The 25,288-nt window shown below is 58.4% G+C and carries 25 protein-coding genes; 7 read left to right on the top strand and 18 right to left on the bottom strand.

Annotated features, from left to right (window positions below; all coding sequences use genetic code 11):
- Window positions 1-323 precede the first annotated feature (323 nt).
- The 5 genes from CKW31_RS20490 to moaA all read left to right on the top strand — a co-directional run bounded on the left by CKW31_RS20490 (window position 324) and on the right by moaA (window position 5,533).
- The gene (locus tag CKW31_RS20490; protein WP_095099223.1) at window positions 324-1,664 is read left to right on the top strand and encodes a sodium:proton antiporter; all 1,341 of its coding nucleotides are present in this window, start codon (window positions 324-326) and stop codon (window positions 1,662-1,664) included.
- A gap of 176 nt (window positions 1,665-1,840) precedes the next feature.
- On the top strand, window positions 1,841-2,293 hold the full coding sequence (locus CKW31_RS20485; protein ID WP_095099221.1) for a response regulator: 453 nt from the start codon (window positions 1,841-1,843) through the stop codon (window positions 2,291-2,293).
- Window positions 2,277-3,299, top strand: a complete 1,023-nt coding sequence (locus CKW31_RS20480) for a sensor histidine kinase (protein ID WP_176469931.1) — start codon at window positions 2,277-2,279, stop codon at window positions 3,297-3,299. The genes CKW31_RS20485 and CKW31_RS20480 overlap by 17 nt, the downstream gene beginning before the upstream one ends.
- 358 nt (window positions 3,300-3,657) lie before the next feature.
- Window positions 3,658-4,476, top strand: coding sequence for a formate/nitrite transporter family protein (locus CKW31_RS20475; protein WP_095099217.1), 819 nt, complete (start codon window positions 3,658-3,660; stop codon window positions 4,474-4,476).
- A gap of 58 nt (window positions 4,477-4,534) precedes the next feature.
- Window positions 4,535-5,533 (top strand): GTP 3',8-cyclase MoaA, encoded by a 999-nt coding sequence (gene moaA / locus CKW31_RS20470; RefSeq protein WP_095099277.1) that lies wholly within the window; start codon window positions 4,535-4,537, stop codon window positions 5,531-5,533.
- Window positions 5,534-5,736: 203 nt separating this feature from the next.
- Here the strand turns inward: moaA and CKW31_RS20465 are convergent, their stop codons facing one another.
- The 14 genes from CKW31_RS20465 to phnC all read right to left on the bottom strand — a co-directional run bounded on the left by CKW31_RS20465 (window position 5,737) and on the right by phnC (window position 16,870).
- Entirely contained in the window at window positions 5,737-6,066 is a 330-nt protein-coding gene (locus CKW31_RS20465; RefSeq protein ID WP_095099215.1) for a thioredoxin family protein, read from the bottom strand.
- 99 nt (window positions 6,067-6,165) lie between these two features.
- Window positions 6,166-6,915 carry a phosphonate metabolism protein PhnP gene (phnP, locus tag CKW31_RS20460; RefSeq protein WP_095099210.1) on the bottom strand — a complete coding sequence of 250 codons (750 nt, stop codon included), beginning with the start codon at window positions 6,913-6,915 and terminating at the stop codon, window positions 6,166-6,168.
- A complete protein-coding gene (phnN, locus tag CKW31_RS20455) occupies window positions 6,906-7,472 on the bottom strand; it encodes a phosphonate metabolism protein/1,5-bisphosphokinase (PRPP-forming) PhnN (RefSeq protein ID WP_095099204.1) in 567 nt (188 codons plus the stop codon). Before phnN ends, phnP begins: the two co-directional genes overlap by 10 nt.
- Window positions 7,472-8,647 carry an alpha-D-ribose 1-methylphosphonate 5-triphosphate diphosphatase gene (locus tag CKW31_RS20450; protein WP_095099201.1) on the bottom strand — a complete coding sequence of 392 codons (1,176 nt, stop codon included), beginning with the start codon at window positions 8,645-8,647 and terminating at the stop codon, window positions 7,472-7,474. The genes phnN and CKW31_RS20450 overlap by 1 nt, the downstream gene beginning before the upstream one ends.
- Window positions 8,641-9,357: a phosphonate C-P lyase system protein PhnL gene (phnL, locus tag CKW31_RS20445; RefSeq protein ID WP_095099198.1), complete on the bottom strand. Its 717-nt coding sequence runs from the start codon at window positions 9,355-9,357 to the stop codon at window positions 8,641-8,643. Before phnL ends, CKW31_RS20450 begins: the two co-directional genes overlap by 7 nt.
- 22 nt (window positions 9,358-9,379) lie before the next feature.
- On the bottom strand, window positions 9,380-10,198 hold the full coding sequence (phnK, locus tag CKW31_RS20440; protein ID WP_095099196.1) for a phosphonate C-P lyase system protein PhnK: 819 nt from the start codon (window positions 10,196-10,198) through the stop codon (window positions 9,380-9,382).
- Window positions 10,195-11,079 (bottom strand): alpha-D-ribose 1-methylphosphonate 5-phosphate C-P-lyase PhnJ, encoded by an 885-nt coding sequence (locus CKW31_RS20435; protein WP_095099194.1) that lies wholly within the window; start codon window positions 11,077-11,079, stop codon window positions 10,195-10,197. Before CKW31_RS20435 ends, phnK begins: the two co-directional genes overlap by 4 nt.
- On the bottom strand, window positions 11,076-12,152 hold the full coding sequence (locus tag CKW31_RS20430) for a carbon-phosphorus lyase complex subunit PhnI (RefSeq protein WP_095099192.1): 1,077 nt from the start codon (window positions 12,150-12,152) through the stop codon (window positions 11,076-11,078). The genes CKW31_RS20435 and CKW31_RS20430 overlap by 4 nt, the downstream gene beginning before the upstream one ends.
- Entirely contained in the window at window positions 12,152-12,760 is a 609-nt protein-coding gene (gene phnH, locus CKW31_RS20425; RefSeq protein WP_095099189.1) for a phosphonate C-P lyase system protein PhnH, read from the bottom strand. The genes CKW31_RS20430 and phnH overlap by 1 nt, the downstream gene beginning before the upstream one ends.
- Window positions 12,760-13,215: a phosphonate C-P lyase system protein PhnG gene (phnG, locus tag CKW31_RS20420; RefSeq protein ID WP_095099187.1), complete on the bottom strand. Its 456-nt coding sequence runs from the start codon at window positions 13,213-13,215 to the stop codon at window positions 12,760-12,762. Before phnG ends, phnH begins: the two co-directional genes overlap by 1 nt.
- A 14-nt stretch (window positions 13,216-13,229) precedes the next feature.
- On the bottom strand, window positions 13,230-13,937 hold the full coding sequence (phnF, locus tag CKW31_RS20415) for a phosphonate metabolism transcriptional regulator PhnF (RefSeq protein ID WP_095099184.1): 708 nt from the start codon (window positions 13,935-13,937) through the stop codon (window positions 13,230-13,232).
- Window positions 13,938-14,109: 172 nt separating this feature from the next.
- The gene (gene phnE / locus CKW31_RS20410) at window positions 14,110-14,907 is read right to left on the bottom strand and encodes a phosphonate ABC transporter, permease protein PhnE (protein WP_095099181.1); all 798 of its coding nucleotides are present in this window, start codon (window positions 14,905-14,907) and stop codon (window positions 14,110-14,112) included.
- Window positions 14,908-14,965: 58 nt separating this feature from the next.
- Entirely contained in the window at window positions 14,966-15,970 is a 1,005-nt protein-coding gene (phnD, locus tag CKW31_RS20405) for a phosphonate ABC transporter substrate-binding protein (RefSeq protein ID WP_027901496.1), read from the bottom strand.
- A 66-nt stretch (window positions 15,971-16,036) separates the two neighbouring features.
- Entirely contained in the window at window positions 16,037-16,870 is an 834-nt protein-coding gene (gene phnC, locus CKW31_RS20400) for a phosphonate ABC transporter ATP-binding protein (RefSeq protein ID WP_095099172.1), read from the bottom strand.
- 365 nt (window positions 16,871-17,235) lie between these two features.
- On the opposite strand from phnC, the gene CKW31_RS20395 reads away from it, so the two are divergent.
- A complete protein-coding gene (locus CKW31_RS20395) occupies window positions 17,236-17,637 on the top strand; it encodes a DUF4124 domain-containing protein (RefSeq protein ID WP_095099170.1) in 402 nt (133 codons plus the stop codon).
- A 158-nt stretch (window positions 17,638-17,795) separates the two neighbouring features.
- On the opposite strand, the gene CKW31_RS20390 is transcribed toward CKW31_RS20395, so the two are convergent.
- The 4 genes from CKW31_RS20390 to CKW31_RS20375 all read right to left on the bottom strand — a co-directional run bounded on the left by CKW31_RS20390 (window position 17,796) and on the right by CKW31_RS20375 (window position 23,124).
- Window positions 17,796-18,815 carry an alpha/beta fold hydrolase gene (locus CKW31_RS20390; protein WP_095099167.1) on the bottom strand — a complete coding sequence of 340 codons (1,020 nt, stop codon included), beginning with the start codon at window positions 18,813-18,815 and terminating at the stop codon, window positions 17,796-17,798.
- A 142-nt stretch (window positions 18,816-18,957) separates the two neighbouring features.
- Window positions 18,958-20,289: an OprD family porin gene (locus tag CKW31_RS20385; protein WP_095099164.1), complete on the bottom strand. Its 1,332-nt coding sequence runs from the start codon at window positions 20,287-20,289 to the stop codon at window positions 18,958-18,960.
- Between the two features lie 63 nt (window positions 20,290-20,352).
- Window positions 20,353-21,906, bottom strand: a complete 1,554-nt coding sequence (locus tag CKW31_RS20380; protein WP_095099161.1) for an MFS transporter — start codon at window positions 21,904-21,906, stop codon at window positions 20,353-20,355.
- Window positions 21,907-21,915: 9 nt separating this feature from the next.
- Entirely contained in the window at window positions 21,916-23,124 is a 1,209-nt protein-coding gene (locus CKW31_RS20375) for an aspartate transaminase (protein WP_095099274.1), read from the bottom strand.
- 1,175 nt (window positions 23,125-24,299) lie between these two features.
- On the opposite strand from CKW31_RS20375, the gene nac reads away from it, so the two are divergent.
- On the top strand, window positions 24,300-25,214 hold the full coding sequence (nac, locus tag CKW31_RS20360; RefSeq protein WP_095099152.1) for a nitrogen assimilation transcriptional regulator NAC: 915 nt from the start codon (window positions 24,300-24,302) through the stop codon (window positions 25,212-25,214).
- Window positions 25,215-25,288 lie beyond the last annotated feature (74 nt).

Below are 25,288 nucleotides of genomic sequence, written 5' to 3'. Positions count from 1 at the left end.
GGGCAGGAGCACTATCTACAATAGAGGCTCTTGGCCTTAGGAGCTCAACAGCTTCCTGCTCTCCCTCGATGATCAGTCGAGAACTATGGCGCGGTGAGGCGCTAGAGTCGAGATACAAGGAGCTCACCGAGGTTACGAGGCCAGCGATAGCGGTCTGTCTGACACTCTGTGATCGCTGGCCTCGTAACCTCGGTGAGCTCCTACAGGACCGTGCTTGCCCGTGAAATACCTTTAATACCAAATGTTTCAACTATCCAGAACCTGAGCAGTCACAACCCTATCGCCCCGTATTTACGGGGCCCCGTTGTGAGAAAACAGGCCGGATGAGTTTCATTCTTTGCATGACCGTACTTGGCGCGTTGCTGATGATGCTCGCGCTGACTTCCTCTTATTTGCGATGGCTGCCCGTCACGACGTCGGCTGTGTGCCTGGCATTCGGCTTTGCCATTGGCCCGGCGGGGCTGGACATGCTGGATCTGGACTTCCGCGACGCGTCGAGCTGGCTGGAGCGTCTGACCGAAGCGGCTGTGCTGTTCTCGTTGTTCAGTACCGGGATCAAGCTGCGTCTGCCGTTGAACAGCAAGGCCTGGCATTCCGCTTACTGGCTGTCCGGGCCGGTGATGCTGGCGACCATTGCAGGTACTGCGCTGGCGGCTCACTACCTGTTCGGCCTGTCCTGGGGCGTTTCGATCTTGCTGGGCGCCATGCTCTCGCCCACCGATCCGGTTCTCGCTTCGCTGGTGCAGGTCAACAACGCTCAGGACTCCGACCGGCTGCGCTTCGGTTTGTCAGGTGAAGCGGGCCTGAACGACGGCACTGCCTTTCCATTCGTGATCTTCGCCCTGATGTTTCTGACTCACGCCAGTGGTGACATGAACTGGATACAGCACTGGGCCATAAAAAACCTGCTGTGGGGTGTGCCCGTCGGACTACTGATCGGCTACGGCCTGGGTCGTGGGGTCGGGCATTTGATGATTTATCTGCGGATCAAAAACGCTGACAGTGATACGTCACCTAATGACTTCCTGGCCCTGGCACTCATCGCCATTGCTTACGTGGTGGCCGACGGTCTGGGCGCGTTCGGCTTCTTATCGGTGTTCGCGGCGGGGCTTGGCTTGCGTCAGGCAGAGGCGCAGACAACCCAGTCAGAGGTGCCTGCCGAACATCTGGCACAACCAGTGATTGGTCACATGAGCGGCAGCATCGAGCGCACCACGGTTGCCGAAAAAGAAGACCTCAGTGAATCGCAACTGGCTGCCGGGGTCATGATGGGCGACATGCTGGCGTTCTCAAGCCTGGTAGAGCGCTCAATGGAGGTGCTGCTGATCACGCTGCTCGGCGCATCGCTGGCTACTTATTGGGACTGGCGCGCTGTCGGGCTCGGGCTGGTGCTGTTTTGCTTCATCAGGCCCATTGCAGTGTGGCTTCTCGTCAGCAAGCGCTTGCTCAACAAACGGCAGAAAGCCCTGGTTGGCTGGTTCGGTATTCGCGGCATCGGCAGCCTGTTCTACCTGTGCTTTGCCTTGGGCCACGGGCTACCGGACGATGTCGCCAGTGTGAGTATCAGCCTGACGCTGTCAGTAGTGGCACTTAGTATTTTGCTCCACGGTGTCAGCATTCAGCCGCTACTGGAGCGATATGAACGCAGCATTCGCGAGGAATAATGCAGTCCTACACTCGTTTGAATGTTTTTCAAACCATTTATGAACCATTCAGTCAAGGGGCAGCCCAATCTGCAACGACGTGCATTTGCATGAGTAGACGCTTTTTGCCTCGCGACGTAACCGACCACCACTGGGGTCCACGTTTGCGTCTCCCGTTTGAAAGGCAGGAATAAAGAATGCGCATCCTTCTGATAGAAGATGATCCGATCCTGGCGATGATTGCAGCCGCCACGCTTGGTGCAGAACATGAAGTGATCGGCCCTGCATATGACGTGTCTCACGCGCTGAAGCTCGCCCGTGAACAACAGGCCGACATCGCTTTCGTCGATATCAATCTCGGTGGTAATGACGAAGGTATCGCGCTGGCCCGCAGTCTTATGAACGAGCATGGCGTCAGTTCGATGTTTATCAGCGGGCAAATCCTTACCGCCCGGGCCAACGCCGATGCCGCACTGGGCTTGTTGCGCAAGCCTTATGCGCCGCAAGACCTGACCCTGTGCGCGGACGTCGCCCGGGCGTTACTGGATGGCCAACCCCTCGCCACACTCCCCGCTCATAATGCTCTGGAGATATTCCAGCCTGCCCGATCACGATTGCCAACGGTCAGCGTCAATGAAATTCGAGCCTGAGGAGACCAGTCACCCGGCAACACTTGGTGAACTTGAATTTCGCGAGTTGGCCGACCACGCGCCGGTGATGATCTGGCGTGCAAGAAGCGACAAACATTGCGACTGGTTCAACAAGCCCTGGACAGACTTCACCGGCAAGAGTCAGCAGCAACTCTGCGGCTATGGCTGGAAGGACGACGTTCACCCTGAAGACCTCGATGCCTGTATGGATGCTTACGACAAGGCATTCGACGAGCGTATCCCGTTCAGAACGCCCTATCGGGTCAGGCGTCACGACGGTGAATACCGCTGGATGTTGGACAGTGGCGCGCCGTTCTACCGCGACGGGCAATTCGCGGGGTATTTTGGCAGTTGTGTCGACATCACAGAACAAAGGGAGATGGCTGAGAATCAACAGGCGCTGCTTGCCGAGCTCAATCATCGGGTCAAGAACAACCTTCAGTTGATCATCAGCCTGCTGCAACTTTCCAGCCTCCGCGCCCAGGGTGAAGAAGCCAAAAACCTGATGCAGTCTGCGATCTCCCGTGTGGTAGGCATCGGCGCTGTCCAGGAGCAATTGCACCGCAACAGCCGAAATCAGGTCGATCTCGCGCAATTGCTGCCTGACCTGGCGCGAGGCGTTATCGACACCCAGTACAGCAGGCCTATCGCACTCAGCCTTCAAACCCAGCCGGTGTACGTTTCCCTGCAAATAGCGTCCAACATGGGCTTGATTCTCAACGAGTTATTGGACAACGCGATCAAGCACAGCAATGGCAGTGGTATCGACTTGCAAATAGCGCCAATGGACCCGGAAACGGCGCGAATCTGCATCTGCGATCAAGGGCCAGGGTTCAGCGACGAAGTCTTGAGTGCCTTCTCCGCTTCAGGCACTCCTCTGGCCTTGAGCCTGGTCGATGCGCTGTCCAAACGCTGCGGTGCAACTGTACAGCGCAGCAACAAACAGCTCGATATCGGTCATGGCGCACAGGTCGAGCTCATGTTGAAACTTGATCCCACCCATTGAGCCGTGCGGCTAACCCCTTGCTGCACGTGGCCTGCAGACCGGTGATTGAGTCTATCGATCACCTCATCGGAACAAGCGATTGGACTGCGGCAATTCGACTCAGTAGCTTGCTTACTAATTCGGTGGCCGAGTCCAACCTGCCCCGATTGTCCGAAAGCGAATGCTGTGCACTGTGCGCCGCTCGCCTCTGAACATACCGCAAACCACATCTCTGAATCACAGGAACCCGCCAACGCGCCCTGACGCACGTTGCGCAACCAGACCGGATGCTAGAAGAACCCCGAATATAGACCGGCAGCTGCCAGCAGTCGCGTGCCTGAGGCGCGTACTTCGAAGTTGCCTTGCTTGAGCCATGATTATGTCCGTGAATACTCCGCAACAGATTGCCGAACTGACCGTCGAAGCAGGCGTGAAGAAAGCTCACCTGCCCATGCTTTCAGTGCTGATCCTGGGATTTCTGGCCGGAGCATTCATATCCCTTGGCTTTCTGCTGGATATCCACGTCAGCACCATGATTCCGGCGCAATGGGCTTCATTCGGTAATTTGCTCGGAGCGGCGGTGTTTCCCATCGGCCTGATTCTGGTGATTCTTGCAGGCGGCGAATTGCTGACCGGCAACATGATGAGCCTGCCAATGGCAATGTTCGCCGGGCGCATCACGCTGTCGGCGGTGGCGCGCAATTGGTTGCTGGTAACAATAGCCAACTTGCTGGGAGCCCTGTTTGTCGCGTTTTTCTTTGGTCACCTGCTGGGTTTGACCGAAGGTCCGTTCCTGGCGAAAACCGTCGCCATCGCGACCGGTAAAGTCAACGCAGATTTCACCCAGGCGTTCATTTCCGGTATCGGCTGCAACTGGCTGGTTTGTCTGGCCGTGTGGTTGTCCTACGCCAGCAAGGACGTTGCAGGCAAGATCCTCGGCATCTGGTTTCCAGTGATGGCCTTTGTGGCCATCGGTTTCCAGCACGTCGTGGCCAACATGTTTCTGATTCCTGCGGCAATATTTGCCGACGCATTGAGCTGGAGCCAATTCGTCGACAACTTTGTCGCGGTATTTTTAGGTAACGCAGTGGGTGGCGCAGTGTTCGTGGGTCTGGCTTACTACGTGTCCTATAGCGAAACGCTGACATCGGCCGATAACCCGGTAACATCATCGGCGGCCAGTTCGCAAAAAATATGAAACTTGCCATGAACAGTGCTGTTATATGGCTGTAGAAGAATGCATTGAGAAGGTGGAAATGTCAGACCGTATCCTGATGGACAGCTTTGCACGCAAGGTCGATTACCTGCGGATGTCAGTGACAGACCGTTGCGACTTCCGTTGCGTGTATTGCATGGCCGAGGAAATGACTTTTCTACCGCGCCAGCAGATCCTGTCGCTGGAAGAGATTTATCAAGTCGCTGAACAGTTTGTTGCTCTGGGCACGCGCAAAATTCGTCTGACCGGTGGCGAGCCGCTGGTCCGGTCCGGAATTGTCGGGCTTTGTCAGCAGATTGCCGCCCTGCCCGGCCTGCGTGAACTGTGCATGACCACCAATGGCTCCCAACTGGACAGGCTCGCCCAGCCGTTGTTCGACGCCGGTGTGTCCCGGCTGAACATCAGCCTGGACAGCCTCGACCCGGTGCGCTTCAAGGAAATGACCCGCACCGGTGACCTGAGCAAGGTCATTGCCGGGATCGATGCAGCCAACGCAGCCGGATTCGTCCATACCAAGCTCAACTGCGTGGTCATGCAGGGTCGCAACGATCATGAGATCAATGATCTGGTGGCCTTCGCCATTGACCGCAAACTGGACATTTCCTTTATCGAAGAGATGCCGCTGGGCATCATCAGCGATCACAGCCGTGCCGAGTCCTTCTATTCGAGTGATCAGGTACGCGAACGTATCGCCGAGCGATACACGTTGATCAACTCCGCTGAATCCACTCAAGGGCCGTCACGTTATTGGAGACTGGCGGAAGCACCGGATATTCGCGTCGGCTTCATTTCCCCCCACAGCCATAACTTCTGCGCCACCTGCAATCGGGTGCGCTTGACCGTTGAAGGCAGGCTGCTGCTGTGTCTGGGCAACGAACACTCCGCAGACCTCAAAGCCGTGCTGCGAGCCAACCCGGGTCAACCGGAAAAGCTCGAGAAAGCGATTATCGACGCCATGCAGTTGAAGCCGTGGAGCCATAACTTCAGCGTCAACGATGAAGTGCAGGTGGTGCGGTTCATGAATATGACGGGTGGGTAGTTAAGCCTGTTGAGCCTGTGGGATCTTGCCCAAGCGCGAAAAAATGGAGACTCTATGGTTATCGGCAAGTTGACGTGGGACCGGCTTTAGCCGGGAAGGCGGTATTTCTGACAAGGAATATGGAGTGCCTGCCCCGGTCTCTTCCCGGCTAAAGCCGGTCCCACGTCACACCGTTCCCCATGAAAAGCAGCGCATTGACCACCCTACCCCTGCTTAACCATCCCTTCGAACGCCTCTTCAATCGCACTGACATTACTCGGCCGTACCAGACGGCTGAGTTCAACACCGTCGCGCATGAAGATCAGCGTTGGCCACAGTTTGACCCTGAATGAACGGCCTAATGGTCGTCCGCTGCCGTCTTCGATTTTCAGATGGCGTACACCGGGGTAGTCTGCCAGCACGCTGTCTACCAAAGGCTCGGCAGCTTTGCAGAAGCCGCACCAATCGGTTCCGAACTGGATCAGGGTCGCCCCCTGATACGCATCGACTTCGGCGCGACTTGGGGCCGTTGTAGCGTAAGGCTGACCGCTCATAGGTAAATCTCCGGACACTGCAAGGTGTCATCATGGTGATGACCGCGTGATCACTCTGTCAGGTTGGAACGGTCGTGTATGACGAAGTTCGACTGCATATCAAACCTGCATCCCGTCTCTGGCGATGACCACCTGTTCCGGCAACTCATGCCCATGCTCCATCCACCATGCATCCAGCGTGTGCCCTATGTGGGTCAGCACAGCCTTGCCCGGTTGCAGGTGCTCGATGATTTCAAGCGCAAGGTTCAGATCGTTATGGTTACGCGGAGTTTGCGGTTGCGGCGGCATCGAACAGTCAAGAACCAGTACATCCAGCGGCTCGCGCTGCAAGTATTCAGCCGTCGCATCGGGTAAACCCACCGTATCGGTGAGGTAAGCAATGCTCCTGCCCTCACCCTTCAAGAGATAACCCAAAGTTGGCTTTGAATGCAGCAGCGGCAAGGCGGTAACGGTCAGGCTGCCAAGCTCACGGGTCTCGAAAGCATCGAATGGCTGGCTGAAATCAAGAATACCCGGGTGTTTGTACAGGTCGGACAGGCCTTCCGGATCCTTTGGCCCGTGTACCGGAATGATCAGTCCCTGCCCCCAACGCAAATGCAGCAGGCCCTGGGCGTGATCGGCATGGTAATGGGTCTGCAGGATGCCGCTCAGCGTACGCGGTGGAAAACGTTCGGCAAGATCGGTCAGCCCGCTGTCGATCAACCAGCGTTGATCGCCACACTCGATCAAGGCGCTGCACGGTAGCCGCCGTAATTGATGATTGACCATGGCTGCCAGACACGCCGGGCACTGGCAGCCATACACCGGCACCTGACGAGCATCCGCGGTGCCCAGCAAGGTCAGGCGCATGCGTGCTCGCGGGCGATGTATTGCAAAAGGCGCTCGGTGGTCTGCTCCAGCGCTCCCGAGTTATCCAGCAGGCGTACCGCCGAATCGCTGTCCAGCAACTCCACGGTGAATCGGGAATTGCGTTGCAGCCTCGCTTCGATGTCAGCCACTGATTCCCTGCCTCGGGCCAGCAATCGCTGGCGCAAGGTGTCGTCATTGACCGTCAACAAGATCGCCAGCAAATCAGGGTAGCGCTGGCGGGCCTGAGACAGATGCGCCCGGGAGCCGTTGACCAGAACGTCCAGCCCAGCAGCCAGCCACTCATCGATCTGTTTCGGAATGCCGTAATGCAAGCCGTTGGCCTGCCAGCTCAAGGCGAAGTCACCCTGCGCCTGCATCGCCAGAAACTGCTCGACGGTCACGGCCTGCGCGGCCTCACCCACGGCTTCCGCCGAACGCGTGATGACCCGCTGCACCACCCGGCAACCGCGCCGGGCCAGCTCATCACGGGCGCTATCCAGCAGGCTGTCCTTGCCCGAACCGGACGGCCCGATGAGATAGATCAACCTGCCTGCCATCAGTACACCCTCTTGCCTTGTCGCCAGACCTGCTGAATAACCGGCAGTGTACCTTGATCCCGGACATTATCAGCCCGGCTCTTATCACCACGGACCTGAACCAGATCGGCTCGCAGCCCGACACGAATTTCCCCGCGATCATCCAGCCCGGCTGAAATGGCCGGAGCCCGACTGACCATTGCGACTGCCTGGGGCAGCGTGCAGTAATCGCCCTGGCCGGCCAGCGTGAACGCGGCCTGCAACAGGCTGGCCGGATAATAGTCGCTGGAGAGAATATCCAGTAGCCCTTCTTTTGCCAGATCGACGGCTGCCACGTTGCCTGAGTGAGAGCCACCGCGTACCACGTTGGGTGCACCCATCAATACGCTCATGCCCAGACGCCGACAACCCTGCGCAGCTTCCATGGTGGTGGGGAATTCAGCGATGCTCATGCCATAGCCTGCGGACTCCTCGACATGAGCCAGTGTCGCGTCGTCATGGCTGGCCACCGACAGCCCTCGCGCCAGGCAATCCTCGACGATAGCGCGACGAAAACGATCGCTGTACTCACGGGAGTTACCCACCTGCTCAACGATGAACTCGTCCATCTGCGCAGTCGTCAGGTGGTATTTGCCCATGTAGTACTCGCGGTACTTGGACTCAAGCGCGAACTGCCGCTGACCCGGCGAGTGGTCCATCACTGAAACCAGTTGCACCAATGGCTGCTCCACCAGATCGCGGAACACGCTCAAGGTATCCGGATGGCAGACTTCACAACGCAAGTGAAGCCGGTGCTCGGCACGGGTCAGACCTGCCGCGTTGGCGTGGGCGATCGCTTCAAGCATGGCGGGCAATTGCTGCATGCGCTTGCCCTTGGGATTGACGTCGCCGATAGACAGCGCATCGAACACCGTGGTGATGCCCGATGCAATGATCTGCGCATCATGGCTGAGCACCGCCGAGGCCGACGGCCAGTCTACGCCGGGGCGTGGCGACAGGTGTTTTTCAAGGTTGTCGGTGTGCAGTTCGACAAGGCCTGGCAGCAGGAAATCGCCTTGCAGGTCCTGCGCCTGAGGTACCTGGCTACGACCGGTTTGCATCTCAACGATCAAGCCATCGCGCAGTACCACAGTGCCGTTAAATACCTGATCGGCCGTGACCACTTGTACATTGGTCAGAATCTGTTCGGTCAGCATTGCTGCAACTCCTTGGCGGTCAGGTCCACCGGGGTCATGTCCAGATAGCGATCAGCGACCGCTTCACGGGCGGTGCGGTCATGGAAGATGCCAATCAACGCGGCACCGGCATGTTTGGCTTCATTCATCAGTTCCAGCACCACCTGGCGATTGCTGTCATCCAGGGATGCGGTGGGCTCGTCCAGCAGCAGCACGGGCCAAGGCACCATGAAGCCGCGGGCAATATTGATGCGCTGTTGTTCGCCACCGGAAAAGGTCCCCGGTGCCAGTTGCCACAGGCGTTGTGGAATGTTCAGGCGGGTCAGCAGTTGCTCGGCGCGGGTCTTGGCGTCGGCTTTTGACCAGCCCCGTGACAGTGCAGGCTCCATGACCACATCCAGACTGGAAACCCTCGGAATCACCCGCAGAAACTGACTGACGTAGCCCAGGGTCTGGCGTCGTACCGCCAGCACTTGTCGGGGCTCTGCACCGACCAGCTCCAGCCATTCACCGTCATGCTGCACGCGGATGCTGCCGCCAGCGGGCAAGTAGTTGGCATACAAGGTGCGCAGCAAAGTGCTTTTGCCCGCGCCGGAATCGCCATGCAGCACCAGGCATTCCCCTGCGCGCACCTTGAAATTCATGCCGCGCAGTACGTTGAGCACGACGCCGTTCTGCTGGTGCAACGTGAAGGTTTTCGAGAGGTCGCGGACCTCGATCAGCGTATTCATGAGACGTTCCCAAAAAGGCGGTTCACGGTTGCAGCACCGAAGACACCAGCAACTGCGAGTAAGGATGCTGTGGGTCATCAAGGATCTGGTCGGTCAAACCGGTTTCCACTACCCGTGAGCGACGCATCACGATCAAGCGGTCAGCCAGCAGCCGGGCGACGGCCAGGTCGTGGGTGACGATTACCACCGCCAGGTCCAGCTCTCGCACCAGGGCCCGCAGCAAATCCAGCAAGCGTGCCTGCACCGAAACGTCGAGCCCGCCGGTAGGCTCATCCATGAACACCAGTCGCGGGCTGGACACTAGATTGCGGGCGATCTGCAGGCGTTGCTGCATGCCCCCGGAGAATGTGCGCGGCAGGTCGTCGATGCGCAGCGGATCAATTTCCACCTGAGTCAGCCAGTCAATCCCGGCCGCCCGCAATTCCTGATAATTGCGCACGCCCTGGGCCATCAACCGCTCGCCGATGTTGGCGCCGGCGGACACGCCCATGCGCAGACCGTCACGCGGGCTTTGCTCGACGAACCCCCATTCAGTGCGCAGCAAGGTGCGGCGCTGGGCTTCACTGGCGCTGTACAGGTCGAGCAACTGGCCATCCTTGCCGCGATAATCGATGCCGCCACGGTCTGGCGGACAGCGGCCACTGAGCAGCGAGAGCAAGGTGGACTTACCGGAACCGGATTCGCCGACGATGCCCAGCACTTCCCCCGGATACAGTTCAAAATTGACGCCCTGACAGCCCTTTTCCGGGCCATACAGCTTGGTCAGGTCACGAACCTTGAGCAGCGGCTGGGTGCTCTCGGGCAGTGGCGTAACGTCATGTCTGGCTTGCGCGCTGATCATTGGCTCGCCTCCTGTTGCTGGCTGACCCGCTGAGCGCAGTAATCAGTGTCGGAACAGACGAAACTCTGAGTGCCTGCATCGTCAAGAATCAGCTCATCGAGATAGGAATCTTCGCTGCCACAAATGGCACAGTTGTGCTCCCAGCTCTGGATCTCGAACGGGTGGTCCTCAAAATCCAGGCTCACGACTCGGGTGAACGGCGGTACGGCGTACAGACGTTTTTCTCGCCCTGCCCCGAACAGCATCAACGCCGGGCTCATGTCGAGTTTGGGGTTGTCGAATTTGGGGATCGGCGACGGGTCCATAACGTAGCGCTCATCAACCATCACCGGATACGCGTAGCTGGTCGCGATGTGCCCGAAGGTGGCGATGTCCTCGTAAAGTTTGACGTGCATGACCCCGTAATCATTGAGGGCGTGCATGGTCCGGGTTTCGGTTTCCAGTGGTTCAATGAAACGCAACGGTTCGGGAATCGGCACCTGATAAACCAGAATCTGCTCGGCACTCAACGGCGTTTCCGGGATACGGTGGCGGGTCTGGATGACGGTTGCTTCAGGCGTGCGCTCGGTGGTTTCGACACCGGCAGTACGGGCAAAGAAGCGCCGGATCGACACCGCGTTGGTGGTGTCGTCCGCGCCTTGGTCGATAACCTTGAGCACGTCTTCGGCGCCCAGAATCGCAGCCGTCAGTTGCATGCCGCCCGTGCCCCAGCCATACGGCAGCGGCATTTCACGGCCGCCAAATGGCACCTGATAACCGGGAATGGCCACCGCCTTGAGCAAGGCACGGCGGATCATGCGTTTGGTCTGCTCATCCAGATACGCGAAGTTGTAGGCCTCGTCGCGCTGGGGCTGGGGTTTTGCCTGCTGATAAGCATTCATGGCTTGGACTCCTTATGTGCAGGCGCACGCAGTTTACGGATCAGCCCCAGTTCGGACTGGAAGTCGACGTAGTGCGGCAATTTCAAGTGCGAGACGAAACCGGCGGCCTCGACGTTGTCGCAATGAGCGAGTACGAACTCTTCCTGCTGCGCCGGAGACTGGATTTCTTCGTTGAACTCCTCGGCGCGTAGAGAGCGATCCACCAGCGCCATGGCCATGGCCTTGCGCTCTGCGTGGCCGAACGCCAGCCCGTAACCGCGGGTGAATTGCGCCGGTTCAGTGGCCGAGCCAACGAACTGGTTGATCATTTCGCACTCGGTCACTTCGATAGCGCCAATGGCAATCGGGAAGCCCAGCTCTTCAGGTTCGATCCAGACCTCGACTTCGCCGATACGGATTTCCCCGGCAAACGGGTGGTTGCGGCCATAACCGCGCTGGGTGGAGTAACTCAGGGCCAGCAGAAATCCTTCATCGCCACGGGCCAGAGCTTGCAGGCGCTGAGCGCGATTGGCCGGGTACTCCAGCGGCTCGCGGGTGATGTCGGCAACGGCTTCGCTGCTGTCAGCTTCGTTCTTCATCAAGCCTTCTTTAGCCAATAAACCCAAGACGCGCGGGCAAGGCTCAAGAACGGCGTTGTCCTGCACCTCCGGGCCTGGGTATTCGCCATCTGCCAGCAAGGTGAAGTCCAGCAGGCGATGGGTGTAGTCGAATGTCGGGCCAAGCAATTGCCCGCCAGGCACGTCCTTGAAAGTGGCGGACAAGCGACGATTGAGCTGCATGTCCGAGGTATTGATCGGCATGCTGGCGCTGAAGCGCGGCAGTGTCGTGCGGTAGGCACGCAGCAGGAAGATCGCTTCGATCATGTCCCCCGCCGCTTGCTTGATGGCCAGCGCAGCCAGTTGCTCGTCGTACAGCGAGCCTTCGGTCATCACGCGAGCCACGGCCAAAGGCAGTTGCTGACGGATCTGCTCGACGCTGAGTTCGGCAATGGATGTATCGCCCCGGCGTTTTTTGGCCAGCAGGCGGTGGGCATTATCGATGGCCTGTTCGCCACCCTTGACGGCGACGTACATCAGGCACGCTCCTGTGCAAGTTGTGTGACCCGGGTGCTGCGTGGCAGGCCGAGCAAATCGCTGTCGGTGACAAAGAACACGTCCAGCCCTCGGGGAAAATCGTTGTGCTGCTCGCGCTGGTTCCAGAACGTATCGCTCAACGGCAAGGCGACTTTGTTTTCGCTTTCAATGCCCGGTCCTTGCCAGCTCATGGAGCTACCGCCGCCAAGGCTCGACAGCTGGATCAGCAAGGTGCAGGACTGGTCCGGATAACGGTCGTTACCCAGGTCGAAGCCAGACAGATCATGTAGCTGGCTGTCGTCGAGCAAGGCGAATCGCGCATGGCGGCGCTCAGTGACAATCGGGCAGCCGCAGTGAAAGGCCAAGTTGGCGCGAATGGCTGGAGTGTCGAACGCCGGAGCCAGCCACAGAGCGGTGTCGATATCCAGCAAGGCAAGGCACAAGGCATGGGTGGCTGAATCAAGACCGGTGAGTGCGGGGGGGCGCTGGGCCGCCTGCAAGGTGTGGATGACACCGGGACCTGCCAGCGCTTTGAGGGCCGCGCGAAAACTGCGCTGGGCGTCGAGTACCGGGTCGGCAAATGCCGGTTGCAACAGGGCTGCATTCATCAGTCTTCTCCTCTGACAAGGGTAAAGAATTCCACTTTGCTGGCGGCGGTCTCGGCGTCCTTGTCAGCACGACGCTTGAGCTGGGCGTGGGCCAGCGGCTCGATCAGCTCCGTGAGCCAGTGCTGCTGTTGCGGGCCTTGCAGGTGGGCATCGGCCAGTGCCGCCAACTCGGCGCGGGGCCTGTCGCGCCCGGCCAGATAGCTGTAACCGGTGCGTCCGTCAGCCAGGCGCACGACGCAACGGGTTACGCTCATTTCACCGACATTAAACGGCGCGCCAGTGCCGCCCATGCGGCCACGCACCAGCGTCATGCCGATTTCCGGGGCGCGAATCAGTTGGTATTCGGCGTCACGCAATGCCGATTCATGGCGGCTCAGTTCGTCGCCGACAGCGCGGGCGAGTACACCGATCCAGCGCTGACGTGCGGCAATTGCGGGGTCTGTAGCAGGGTTCATATGGGGCATCTCCATCAGACGATGAACTGATACTGGAAGCGGTCGGAGCGACTGGTGGAGCGCGACAACTCCACTGGGTTGCCGCTGCTGTCGCGGGAAACAGTGAGGACGGTGAGCACTGGCAGATGACGCGGCATCATCAACAGATCCGCCTCTTCACGACTGGGCAGACGCGCCCCGACCAGACTCAGGGTTCGGGTCAGCGGCAAGTCGCGGTCGGCCAGGAACTGGCGCAGCGAGCCGCGTCGGTAACTGGCCAGCAACTCCTTGCGAGTGGCGCAGAAACGATGGCGAATCAGGCTCACCGGATGGCCGTCGAGTTTGCGCAAGGTGTGCAGTTCGATCAGCGGCGTGTATTGATCCAGCTGCAAGTGTTCGGCGTCTTCGGCACTGGCCGGGCATTCCTGACGTTGCAGCAGAGTGGCGTCGACGCCAACGCCCTGCGCTGACAACGACTGGGTGTAGGCACTGTCTGCACGCATGGGATAGATCAAGGGACGCTGCAATACCTGCGTGCCTTTACCCTGCCGCCGCAAAACACTGCCCTCACGCACCAACTCATCAATGGCACGGCGGATGGTGTGACGGTTGACTTCAAAACGTGCAGCGAGCTGAACTTCAGGAGGCAAGTAATCCCCCGAGGTGTAACTGCCGAGCTCGGCGCGCAGAATGTTGGCGAGCTCCAGGTACAGCGGCTCGGTTTGTTGTCTAGACATATCCATGGCTAAAAACCACCCTATTCCGTAAAACAGCGCGTAACCCTGTAGGACTGGCTTTAGCCGGGAGAGCGCCACCAGGGTCGACACACTTACTTGAAACGACCGACGCCCTCCCGGCTAAAGCCGGTCCTACGAGAGCAACATCCACAGCACAAAATCCGGTCGACCACGACATCTAAATAAACTGCTTGCGCAAACGCTGGGACACGATGTCGATGGCGCTGACCACGACGATGATCACCAGCAACACGGCGCAGGTCTGGGTGAACTGGAACGCGCGGATGTTTTCCCAGAGGATCACGCCGATCCCGCCTGCGCCGACCATGCCCACTACGGTTGCCGAGCGCACGTTGGACTCGAAGCGATACAGCGCGTAGGAGATCCACAGCGGCATGACCTGCGGGATGACCCCGTAAATCACTTCCTGCAAGGCGCTGGCACCCGTGGCACGCACACCTTCGACGGGGCCCGGATCAATCGCTTCCACGGCTTCGGCGAACAGCTTGGCCAGAACGCCGGTAGTGCTGATCCACAGCGCCAGAACGCCAGCGAACGGACCGAGGCCGACCGCCACCACGAACAGCATGGCGAAGACCATCTCGTTGATGGAGCGAAACGAGTCCATGACCCGGCGCAGCGGTTGGTGAATCCACCAGGGGGTAATGTTTTCAGCACAGAGGATGCCCAGCGGCACCGAGCAGACAATCGCCAGCACCGTGCCCCATAGCGCAATTTGCACAGTAACGATCATTTCCTTGAGATACGAACGCCACTCGTGGAAGTCAGGCGGGAAAAAATCGGCGGCGAAAGTCGCCATGTTTCCGGAGTCGCGGTAGAGCGTCAGCGGATTCATCTCGGCGCCTTGCCAGGCCCAGGCCAGCATGGCCAGAAACAAACCCCAGCCCAGGTATTGCGGCCAACTGCGTTTACCGGCGGCCTGGGTGTAAGCCACGTGGGTGGTCGTGCTCGTCATAATCGGATCTCGTTCAGCAGGAGGTGGGCGTGCCCGAAAAGAGCACGCCCCGGATCAATCAACCCGCACTGGCTGTGTTTTTCTTTTCAAGCTCGGTGAGGCGTTCCTGCAACTTGCTCAGGCCCGCGTCAATGTCCTTGAGGCGCTTGGCTTTCTCGTCGGCATTCAGGCTGGTGCTGGCGAGGGTTTCGGTGCGCTGTTTGAACAGATCCAGCTGGCGGATCGGCAGCAGTTGGTCATCGCTGGACTTGAGAAACTTGCCCAATTGCATGCCCTTGAGCACGGCCTTCTCTTCGTCGGTGTTGCCGTAATCGGCGAAGAACTCACGAATCTTGTTTTTGTTCTCGTCCGACAGGGCTTTGCTCCAGACCATCGGATCGGCCGGAATCAATGGCGACTTCCAGATCACTTTGAGCTTGGCAGCCATGTCCGGCTGAGTGACTTCCAGGCGATCCCAGCTTTCGGTGTTGAAAGTCGCCACATCCAGCTGGCCCTTGGCAACGCTGAGGGCGTTCACCTCGTGGCTCGAGTTCAAGGTGCGCTTGAAAGCAGTAGCGGCGTCAACGTTGTTCTTGGCGAACACGTAGTAACCCGGCACCAGATAACCTGAAGTGGAGTTTGGATCACCGTTACCGAAGGTCAGGGTCTTGGCATTCTTGAGCATGTCCTCGACGGTATTGATCGGGCTGTCCTTGCGGGCAATGATCACGCTCCAGTAGCCCGGCGCACCATTGGCGGCCGAAGTCTGAGCAAAGATTTCGCCGTTGGAACGATCCACCGCTTCCATCGCTGCCTTGTTGCCCAGCCAGGCCACATCGACTTTGTTGAAGCGCATGCCCTGGATCAGACCGGCATAGTCCGAGGCGAACGTAGCGTTGATCTTCAACCCGGTTTTCTTGCCCATGTCATCCAGAAACGGCTGCCAGATGCTTTTCAGGTTCTGCGAAGACTCGGTGGACATGATGCCGAAGTTGATGACTTTCTCGTCAGCGTGGGCAGTGCCCAGCAGGCAACTGCCCAGCAACGCGGCAGACGCAACGACGCGACCGATACGGTTCAACATGGAAGCACTCCTCAGTTTGGGTTTGGCTGTTGTTGTGTTCGGTTGTTTGAAAAAATCGGAAGCGGCCTAGCCGCGAGCCAGCACCAGACGAGGTGGGACAACCAGGCGTCGGCCCTCATCGGCAATCATCAGGCTGGTGTCGACGTCTGCGCCGTACAGGTCGTTGAGGAACTGGCTGCTGAGATTCTGCGCATCGCCATCGAAATGAATCCGCCCGCCTTTGAGCGCCACTGCGCGGGGGCAATAACGCACCGCGTAATCCACCTGATGCAAAGTGACGACCACGGTTTTACCGTCGGTGCGATTGATGTCGGCGAGGATTTCCATGACCTTGCGAGCGGACTCAGGGTCCAGCGATGCGATAGGTTCGTCAGCGAGGATCACTTCGGCACGCTGGGTCAACGCCCGGGCGATGGCGACCCGCTGCTGCTGACCACCCGACAAGGTCGAGGCACGCTGCGCGGCCAGATCCACAAGACCGACCCGGTCCAGTGACTGTAAAGCGCGTTGCTTCTCCTCGGTTTTGAACAGGCCGAGATTGCCGCGCCAGCCGGGCATGCGCCCCAGACAACCCAGCAGCACGTTGTCGAGGACGCTGAGACGGTTGACCAGGTTGAACTGCTGAAAAATGTAGCCGATGTCGGAACGCAGCTTGCGCACTTTGCCGTTGAGACGGCCCGCCGCCTGCACTTCCCGCCCCAGCACCTGCACGCTGCCGCCATTGCCACGATCACAGCACGCCAGCCCGGCGAGATGACGCAGCAACGTGGATTTGCCAGAACCCGAAGCGCCGATCAGCGCGACCATTTCGCCGGGTTGTATAGACAATGCCAAATCAACCAGCGCGGGTTTGCGCGCAAAAGTCTTGTTCAGACGCTCGACATGGATGGCTGGGTTCATGGGCTTCTCTGTCTGGTTGTTGTGAGTTGCAACAGACAGTAGGCCTGGGGTGTTTCAGTGGGGTGAACTGCAAGTGACGGTTAGATAACCGTTTCGTGAAAGGTTGAGGTGTTGCAAAACGTTGGCGGCGCAAGCGTCAACAGCTGGAAACAATACCGTGCGGCTCGCGATCATCCGTGCGGCTAGTCTTCGGTGCCCTGATGTCCAGTTGGAGCATTAACCGTTAACTTCATACGTACAACATAGGCATAACATTCAGAACCCGGTTCGAACTGCTAAAGCCAGATGCCGTAGCGACAGCGCAAAAAATATCTGTGGCTTGCAGAGCGTAAATGGTAGCTTTGCGCCATCTACGGAGAGAATTCATGAAAGGATATTCACTGGCGATAGCCATTACTGCCTTGCTCGCCAGCGGCACCGCTCGCAGCGAAATATTCAAATGCACATCGCCTCAGGGCCAGGTGAGCTTTGCGTCAGTCCCTTGCAGCGAAAACAACGCGGCGACGTCCTTACAACGACAAGGCCCACCCAAAATGCTGCGCCAGGGTGAGCCGGTGGATCATGCGCACAAGATCAATCTGAAGGCCACCGAGTTTCTCAAAGTCAGCGGCCGGACCAAGGTCACTGTCTATGAGACGGAGAGCTACAAGCAGTATCAAAAGAACCGCCCGCCTCCGCCGACAGCGAAATCGCTGTGCGAAAGTCCGCGGTATGACAGCCAGTGTTTTGATCCTTCGGGCGGTCAATCGGTGAAGAAAGGCAAGTAATCAGACGCCCCACGTCTAGAGCAGGCACTTGAGGGAAGATCCGATCCCAACCATGGGCACGACGTGGGACCGGCTTTAGCCGGGAAGGCGGTATCTCTGACTATCCATTTTTATTGACAGTATCGACCTCTTCCCGGCTAAAGCCGGTCCCACCAGAGTTACTTCTGTTTTTGGTCACCCGCAACCAACCCCGAAATCAACGCTTTGTTAAACCCCTCCGGATCCTCCATCTGCGGTGCATGCCCCATGCCCGGGAACTCAACCAGTTTGGCGCCGGGAATCATCTTCGCAACGTCCTTGCCCAGCACTTTGTAGTTACCCAGCCTGGCCTTGAGCTCCGGCGAAACAATATCGCTGCCGATGGCTGTGGTGTCCGCGTCGCCAATCATCAGCAAGGTCGGAACGGTGAGTTTCGGAAATTCATAAAACACCGGCTGAGTGAAAATCATGTCGTAGATCAGCGCCGAGTTCCACGCCACCGCTTCCTTGCCAGGCCCCTTGCTCAGACCGGCAAGCATGTCCACCCACTTGTCGTATTCAGGCTTCCAGCGGCCTGCGTAATAGGTGTTCTGCTCGTACTTGCGAATCCCTTCAGCCGTAACTTTCAGCTCACGGGCATACCATTGATCCACGGTGCGATACGGCACACCCAAGGCTTTCCAGTCTTCCAGACCAATCGGGTTGACCATGACCAGTTGCTGAGTCTGCTGCGGGTACATCAACGCATAGCGAGTGGCGAGCATGCCGCCGGTGGAATGCCCAATGATGGTCGCTTTGTCGACGCCCAGTTTGGCGAGCAGCGCGTGAGTGTTGGTCGCCAACTGCTGAAAAGTGTATTGGTACTGCTCAGGTTTGCTGGACGTACAGAAGCCAATCTGGTCCGGCGCAACCACCCGATAGCCTGCGGTGCTCAAGGCCTTGATGCTGTCTTCCCAGGTTGCGCCGCAGAAATTCTTGCCATGCATCAGCACCACGGTTTTGCCGTTGGCTTTGCCTTGGGCGGCGACATCCATGTAACCCATTTCGAGCTTTTTACCTTGGGACTCGAATTCGAATTTGCTCAACGGATAAGGGTATTTAAAACCCTCAAGTTGCTTGCCGTAGCTGGGTGTGTCAGCCATTGCCCCGACGGGCAACGCCAAGGCCAGCATGAAACCGGCAATTTGTGCAGCGCGCATGTGCAGTCTCTCCTGAGCAAAAAAAAATTCAGCTCAAGGTGATACACCGCGCCTTGTGTTGCGGGCAAGCAATGAAACATGAAGTAAGAGTTAAATGCGGCTCCCGAGTCTGAGCAGACAGAGAGCCACACTCAGGCTGGCGTCAGAGAATATCCAGCGGATAAGTCACGATCACACGATGCTCATCACTGTCACGCTGAGTCGTGACTTGCGTACGCAGAGAGGCATGACGCAACTGAACGCCAAGCTTTTTCAACGGCCCTGATTGCACCACGTAACCCAGCGTCAGGTTGCGCTCCCACTCTTTACGATCCCCGTCCGGGGTACGAATGTTCGAGCCGCTTTCGTACATGCCCAGGAACGTCAGCCCCGGAATGCCAACCTGAGCGAAGTCATAGCCGTAACGAACCTGCCAGGTGCTTTCACCGGCACGCTGGAATTTGCCGATCATCGACTCGGTCATGAAGTAAGCACTGGAGCCATCGCCCTGATTAAGCCAGACCGCGTCGCTGTCGCCGCTGACTTGCTGGAAACCGGCAGACAAGCTGTGACCGGCAATCATATAAGTGAACAGCGCACTGGAAAGCCGACTGTCAACTTTGCCTTTGGTTACGCCATCGCCGTAATAGCCGAAGGTGTAAAACGCCGGGTCATTGCCGTTGGCGCCATCAGAGCTGTTGTCGAAGTAACGCAGGTCCGAACGCAATATACCCGGCCCCGCCGGCATGTCGTATTTCAACCCCAGAAAGTGCTGTTTGTAAAAGTCTTTCAAGTTGCCGTAGTAATACTGGAGGGTCAGGTCTTTGGTCGGTTTGTAATCCACACCACCGTAATAGAACTTGTTTACAAACTCGCCGCTCACCGCATTGTTCGCACCCGGGATCGACATGCCCATCTGGTCACTCGACCCACGGCCTTTAACATGTTCCAGCTGACCGAGAGTAAAGGTGAAGTTATCCAGATCTTTGGATTGCACCTGACCACCGTTAAAAGTCTGTTGCAGCATGCGGTCGGTGGAAATCACCACCGGCAGCATGGGCACCAGTGTGCCGTAACGGAATTCGGTTTTGGACACCAGTGCCTTGGCAGTCAGGCCAATGCTGCCGAACTCGTCCACCGCCCGGCCATCGCTATCGGTCGGGAACACGTTACCGTTGAACGCCGTGCTGGTAGGGTTGTAGTGACGACCTTTGCCGGAGTCCAGACGGATACCGAGCATGCCCAGCGCGTCTACGCCAAAACCTACGGTGCCCGGCGTATAGCCGGAACGAAAATCGAAAATGAAACCCTGGCCCCACTCCTGTGTGTAATTAGGGTCTGCTGTACCACTGCGGTTGTCCGCGTTACTGAAGAAGTTACGCGCCAGTACACTGGCTTTGCTGTCTTCGACAAAACCGGCACTGAATGCCTGTTGGGCCATGACCATTCCACAAATACCAGCCACCACACGGGGTGAGCGATAAATAAGCTCCATCGAGATATCCTTAGCTGTAAGTAAGTGTTTTAAGCAGTCAGGAGTGGGCAGTTAATTTTTTTATTATTCAGGAGCAGTAGATTCAGAAGAGACAGGTTTAACAGTCGCTAACAACTTGACGGGCGCCAGGCGAACCAGAACCAGTAATGCGAAAACACCCAGTCCGGCACACATCAACAAACCCACACCCACCGAGCGCGCCAACGCATCACGCGCCAGTTCCAGTAGTTCATGGTTGCCACTCACGACACCTGGGGTTGAATTGAGTAGAACTTGCGGGTCGATATAACGGGCCAGTTCTCCCTCCTGGCCCGCCGCCAGAAACACTCGATTCAAATGGCTCACGTACAACAGGTTGACCAGCACACCCATGGCCGCCGTGCCCAACAATCCACCGACCAGTCGCAATGACTGAGTCAACGCGGTGGCGATACCAAGGAACTGCCGCTCGGCAATGGTCTGGGTGAAGACGGTCAGGTTGAGCAAGATGAACCCCAAACCAACACCGGCCAGCAGAATCAACATCAACAAGGTGTTGAATGATGCTTGCCGTCCCACAAGCGACAACCCGATACAGGCCGATAGCAGCGCGACGAACCCCGCCAGCGGCAGCAGATTGGGATTACGCAACCGGGTTACGATACGGCTGTTGACGATAGCGCCGAGGGTGATGCTCAACGCCAGCGGTGTAATCAGCAAACCAGCATCCTTGGGCGAATAACCGTAACTGCCCTGCAGCAGCAACGGCAGGTAAAACAGCAAGGTGAACATGATTGCCCCGGCCAACATCGACAGCAGGAACAAAATGCGCAGGCTAGGCACGGCAAACATTGCAGGCGGCAGTAATGCCGTACTGCAGCGGCGCTCCCAGTACCAAAGGGCAACGCCAGAGAGCAGGCAAATCAAACCCAAGGCGGCGCTCAACGCCGTGCTGGAATGCCCCATCCACTCAACCCCCAGTTGCAGGCTGCCCAATGCCAGGGCGATCAGCAGCGCGCCCAACCAGTCCAGTCGAATACCGGTGACCTGCACCGGCCGGTAATGCGGCAGATACCGCCAGGCAAAAAACAGTGCCAGACACCCCAAGGGCAGGTTCAGGTAGAACACCGAACGCCAACCATACGCCTCGGTCAGAAAACCACCCAGGCCAGGGCCAATCGCATTGACCACACTGAACAGCGCACTGAGCATCATCTGCCAGCGCAGCCGCTGTCGGGTATCCGGGAATAACTCCGGAATACAGGCGAACGCGGTACCAATCAGCATGCCGCCACCGACACCCTGCAACGCACGGCCAATCACCAACACCAGCATGTCGTTGGCCAAGGCACAGACCAGCGAGGCCAGGGTGAAAATGATGGTGGCGGCGATCACGAACGGCTTGCGACCGTAGTAATCGCCCAGCCTGCCGAACACCGGAATGGTGACAATCGAGGTCAGCAGATAACCCGTGGCGACCCAGGCGTAGAGCTCAAACCCTTGCAGCTCGGCGACGATGCTCGGCAAGGCGTTGCCGATCACCGTCTGGTCCAGCGCCGAGAGCATCAGCACCAGTGAGATCCCGAGCATCGCCAACAAGGCTTGCCGGAAGCTCAGCGCACTCACCTGGGTCGTCATGCTCGCGCCTCAGCCCAGTGCCGCAACGGCAGTGGCGATTCGCGAACAACCCTCTTCCAGAGTTTCCAGCGCAGTGGCGATAGACATCCGGAAGAACGGTGCCAATCCGTAAGCCGTACCGGCGACGACAGCCACCCCCTGACTTTCCAGCAGGTACATCACCACGTCGCTGTCAGTGTCCAGAGTCTTGCCATCGGGTCTGGTTTTACCCAGCAACACGCCGCAGTTCACGTAAAGATAGAACGCTCCGTCAGGCTTCAGGCAGCTCAGGCCGTCGATGGCATTGATCAACTCCAGACAGCGATCGCGACGCTGCCGGTAAACCACCACGCTCTCTTTGACGAAGGACTGATCACCGTTCAGCGCTGCCACAGCAGCCGCCTGACTGACAGAGCTCGCGTTGCTGGTCGACTGCGACTGCAAGGTCGCCATGGCATTGATCAGATCGGCAGGACCCGCCGCGTAGCCGATGCGCCAGCCGGTCATGGCGTACGTCTTGGAGACGCCATTGATCACCAGCACACGATCACGCAGCGCCGGTTCAACGGTCAGGATGTGGGCGTTGGGCGCATCGTCGAAACGAATGTGTTCGTAGATGTCGTCGGTCATCACCAACACATCGGGAAACTCCAGCAACACATCGGCCAACGCCCGCAGCTCTTCAGCTCTGTAACTGGCCCCGGTCGGGTTACTTGGCGAATTGATCAGCAGCCAGCGGGTGCGCTCGGTAATCGCGGCACGTAATTGCTCTGCGGTAAGCTTGAAGCCGTTTTCTTCCGGACAGGCCAGCGTCACCGGCTCGCCTTCACAGGCCAGCACCATGTCCGGATAAGACACCCAGTAAGGTGCTGGAATCAGCACTTCATCCCCTGCCCCGAGGGTCGCGGCAAACGCATTGAAGATTGCGCTCTTGGCACCGCTGGTGACAACCACTTGCGAAGCCGAGTAATCCAGGCTGTTTTCACGGGCCAGTTTGGCGGCAATGGCCTGGCGCAGTTCAAGGGTGCCCGCGTTCAGGGTGTAGCGGGTTGCGCCATTTTCGATGGCGGCGCTGGCGGCTTCGCGAATGTGTTTTGGGGTATCGAAGTCGGGCTCGCCGACGACCAGATTAATGATCGATTTGCCCTGGCGACGCAGTTCGTTGGCACGGTCGGCAGCGGCGCTGCTCGGCGAAGGTTTGATGCGTTGCACGCGGGCGGCGATGCGGGAGGCGTTCAAGGTGGTGATCCTCGGAGGTGACATTCGAGGCTCTACGTTACGAGTCTGTATCCTGGAGCAGATAAGACAGTTTCGTTCTGGGCTAATAGGAAGTGCTTATGACCGGGCACGGATCAGCTATGCACCAAAATGGAACGACTGAGTCTTTACTGTGCTTTGCGCAGGCACAATTGGCCGTAACGCGCCTGGTCATAGCAAAGGCTTATAGTTTTGGGGTAGACCTTTGGAGATGCGGATCTACACAACGTCTTTGTTTGTGTACATATCCGTTGTTTTGGTTACGGCTGATATTGGTTCCGCCCTTACGGCGGGTCACTTTTGGCAAACGCCCGGAAGCCGGCCCAGCCAAAAGTAACCAAAATGTCTGTGACCCACCACTCGGCACCTCGCTGTCGCTCGGTGTACCCGCCCGCAGATCCTGAACCGTGGGCCGCCGCAACGGGCCATCCATGGCCCAATGCGGCTAACCCGGCATCCTTGCCGGGTTGCCCACGGCTCAGAATCTGCGTTCGGCCAGCGTGGTTTAACGGGGCGCCCAAGATCAAAAGCGCGGCGGCCTGACAGCCGACCTGATTGTGTGGACTTACCGATATTTTGTAGGAGCTGCCGAAGGCTGCGATGCGGTGTGTCAGGCGAAGAATGGGTTGGCTGTCGGGACGTCTCGCGAACAAGTTCGCTCCTACCGGTCCGAGGCGATACCACCGTTCTCGCTCTGCTTTTGATCTGCAATGCTCTGCAATGCTCTGCTCTGCTCTGCTCTGCTTTTGATTTTGATCTTAAGCGCCCCGTTAAACCACGCCGGCCGGAATTCGATATTGCTGTGTGGGGGCTCTTGTTAGAAGAAGGGGCGGCAGGGATGCCGGTTTAGCCGCCTCAGGCCATTGATGGCCGGTGGCGGCGGCCCCACGCAGCAATGTCGGATTACAGGTATGCCGAGCGACAGCGAGGCACCCAGTGGTGGGGCAAGAGCCTTTTGGTTACTTTTGGCTGGGCCGGCTTCCGGAACAAAAGTGAGGCGCCGTAAGGGCGCAACCAATACCAGCCGCTACCCCAACAACGGATATGTACACAAATAAAGAAGTTATGCAGATACCTATGCCTTCGAGGCCCGTCGCATTCGATGGCCTGGCTTTTGCTAACACCCAACAGATGTCAGCCCACCATGAGCCCTCCTTTTGAACCTCCGTCGCCTGAAGTACTTCGTAAAGATCGTCGACATCGGCAGCCTGACCCAAGCCGCCGACGTCCTGCATATCGCCCAACCGGCACTCAGCCAACAGCTCGCCACGCTTGAGGCTGAACTGCATCAGCAACTGCTGATTCGCACCAAACGCGGTGTGACGCCGACGGAAGCGGGCAAGGTCTTGTACGGCCATGCGCAACACATCCTGCGCCAGTGTGAACAGGCAATCAGCGACGTCAACGACACCGGTCACGCGCTGTCCGGCCAGGTGTCGGTAGGCCTCGCGCCGGGCACCGCAGCGTCCACTTTATCGCTGCCGTTGCTGCGTCGGGTGCGCGAGCGTTATCCGGGGATTCTGCTGTACCTCAACGAAAACTTCGGCACCACCCTCAGCGAGCTGATCATGAATGGCCGCATGGACATGGCCGTCCTGTATGGCGGTCGCGAGGTGCATGGCCTGAGTTTCGTGCCATTGCTGCGGGAGAATCTTTACCTGGTCAGTGCTGAAGAGCACCTGGACGGACGTGATGAAATTGGCCTGACCGAGCTGGCCCCCATGGAAATGCTCCTCCCCCGCCCTTACAACATCATGCGCAAGCTGGTAGACGAAGCCTTTGTCAGCATTGGCCAGAGCGCAAACGTCGTCGCCGAAGTGGAGTCGTCGGCGACCCTGACCTCGGCGGTGGCTGAACGCTTTGGTTCGACCATCCTTCCCGAATCAGCCGCCAAGGTGCTGGTCGCCGCCACCGGGGCGCGCATGTTGCGCATCGTCGAGCCGGATATTCAGGCACCGCTGGCGTTGTGTCTCTCGGGCCATTTGCCTTTGTCAGTGCCGGCGCAGGCGGTCAAGGCGATCCTGCTGGAGCTGGTCGCAGAGATGCGTACCCAAACCGTTTCAGCGTCATAAGCGCCTCTTATCACCCCACAGCCAAACCGTCTTGGCGGTCCTGCGCAGCCCTCGTTAGATTGAACTTCATTCAA

Source organism: Pseudomonas sp. Irchel 3A5 (assembly GCF_900187575.1).
Lineage (GTDB): Bacteria > Pseudomonadota > Gammaproteobacteria > Pseudomonadales > Pseudomonadaceae > Aquipseudomonas > Aquipseudomonas folii.
Note: the sequence above shows the minus strand (reverse complement) of the source record. Positions and strands in the feature narration are given on the sequence as shown.

Excerpts from the sequence above, each read along its gene's own strand:
- CKW31_RS20490 (WP_095099223.1), top strand. The coding sequence starts at position 324 with ATGAGTTTCATTCTTTGCATGACCGTACTTGGCGCGTTGCTGATGATG.
- CKW31_RS20485 (WP_095099221.1), top strand. The coding sequence starts at position 1,841 with ATGCGCATCCTTCTGATAGAAGATGATCCGATCCTGGCGATGATTGCA.
- CKW31_RS20480 (WP_176469931.1), top strand. The coding sequence starts at position 2,277 with ATGAAATTCGAGCCTGAGGAGACCAGTCACCCGGCAACACTTGGTGAA.
- CKW31_RS20475 (WP_095099217.1), top strand. The coding sequence starts at position 3,658 with ATGTCCGTGAATACTCCGCAACAGATTGCCGAACTGACCGTCGAAGCA.
- moaA (WP_095099277.1), top strand. The coding sequence starts at position 4,535 with ATGTCAGACCGTATCCTGATGGACAGCTTTGCACGCAAGGTCGATTAC.
- CKW31_RS20465 (WP_095099215.1), bottom strand. The coding sequence starts at position 6,066 with ATGAGCGGTCAGCCTTACGCTACAACGGCCCCAAGTCGCGCCGAAGTC.
- phnP (WP_095099210.1), bottom strand. The coding sequence starts at position 6,915 with ATGCGCCTGACCTTGCTGGGCACCGCGGATGCTCGTCAGGTGCCGGTG.
- phnN (WP_095099204.1), bottom strand. The coding sequence starts at position 7,472 with ATGGCAGGCAGGTTGATCTATCTCATCGGGCCGTCCGGTTCGGGCAAG.
- CKW31_RS20450 (WP_095099201.1), bottom strand. The coding sequence starts at position 8,647 with ATGCTGACCGAACAGATTCTGACCAATGTACAAGTGGTCACGGCCGAT.
- phnL (WP_095099198.1), bottom strand. The coding sequence starts at position 9,357 with ATGAATACGCTGATCGAGGTCCGCGACCTCTCGAAAACCTTCACGTTG.
- phnK (WP_095099196.1), bottom strand. The coding sequence starts at position 10,198 with ATGATCAGCGCGCAAGCCAGACATGACGTTACGCCACTGCCCGAGAGC.
- CKW31_RS20435 (WP_095099194.1), bottom strand. The coding sequence starts at position 11,079 with ATGAATGCTTATCAGCAGGCAAAACCCCAGCCCCAGCGCGACGAGGCC.
- CKW31_RS20430 (WP_095099192.1), bottom strand. The coding sequence starts at position 12,152 with ATGTACGTCGCCGTCAAGGGTGGCGAACAGGCCATCGATAATGCCCAC.
- phnH (WP_095099189.1), bottom strand. The coding sequence starts at position 12,760 with ATGAATGCAGCCCTGTTGCAACCGGCATTTGCCGACCCGGTACTCGAC.
- phnG (WP_095099187.1), bottom strand. The coding sequence starts at position 13,215 with ATGAACCCTGCTACAGACCCCGCAATTGCCGCACGTCAGCGCTGGATC.
- phnF (WP_095099184.1), bottom strand. The coding sequence starts at position 13,937 with ATGGATATGTCTAGACAACAAACCGAGCCGCTGTACCTGGAGCTCGCC.
- phnE (WP_095099181.1), bottom strand. The coding sequence starts at position 14,907 with ATGACGAGCACGACCACCCACGTGGCTTACACCCAGGCCGCCGGTAAA.
- phnD (WP_027901496.1), bottom strand. The coding sequence starts at position 15,970 with ATGTTGAACCGTATCGGTCGCGTCGTTGCGTCTGCCGCGTTGCTGGGC.
- phnC (WP_095099172.1), bottom strand. The coding sequence starts at position 16,870 with ATGAACCCAGCCATCCATGTCGAGCGTCTGAACAAGACTTTTGCGCGC.
- CKW31_RS20395 (WP_095099170.1), top strand. The coding sequence starts at position 17,236 with ATGAAAGGATATTCACTGGCGATAGCCATTACTGCCTTGCTCGCCAGC.
- CKW31_RS20390 (WP_095099167.1), bottom strand. The coding sequence starts at position 18,815 with ATGCGCGCTGCACAAATTGCCGGTTTCATGCTGGCCTTGGCGTTGCCC.
- CKW31_RS20385 (WP_095099164.1), bottom strand. The coding sequence starts at position 20,289 with ATGGAGCTTATTTATCGCTCACCCCGTGTGGTGGCTGGTATTTGTGGA.
- CKW31_RS20380 (WP_095099161.1), bottom strand. The coding sequence starts at position 21,906 with ATGACGACCCAGGTGAGTGCGCTGAGCTTCCGGCAAGCCTTGTTGGCG.